At 30.2% G+C, this 275-nt stretch carries 1 pseudogene; it reads left to right on the top strand.

Going from position 1 to position 275, the window contains the following annotated elements:
* Window positions 1-136 precede the first annotated feature (136 nt).
* A pseudogene (locus Q4Q35_RS12960) lies at window positions 137-275 on the top strand (carboxyl transferase domain-containing protein); the annotation flags it as partial.

The raw sequence follows: 275 nt of genomic DNA, 5'->3' as shown, positions 1-275 counted from the left end.
GTATAATTGACGACCAATAAGATCATAAACACGAATAGTTTTAATATTTAAGCTATTATTTGTGTTAAACTGAACTTTATCATTATCCAAATCAATAATACTGAATTGATTTTCTTCTATAGAAACATCGTTTGTAGATATTGCAGCAGCAGATAATCCTGCTGAAAAATTAGCAGAAAAAGAGGCCGAATATGCAGATAAATTTGCTAATCCGTATAGAGCTGCAAGACGTGGATTTATTGATGAAGTTATTTTACCTAAAAACACACGAAGAA

This window comes from Flavivirga aquimarina, from assembly GCF_030540835.1.
Classification (GTDB): Bacteria; Bacteroidota; Bacteroidia; order Flavobacteriales; family Flavobacteriaceae; genus Flavivirga; species Flavivirga aquimarina.
This window is presented reverse-complemented; position numbering and strand designations above follow the sequence as displayed.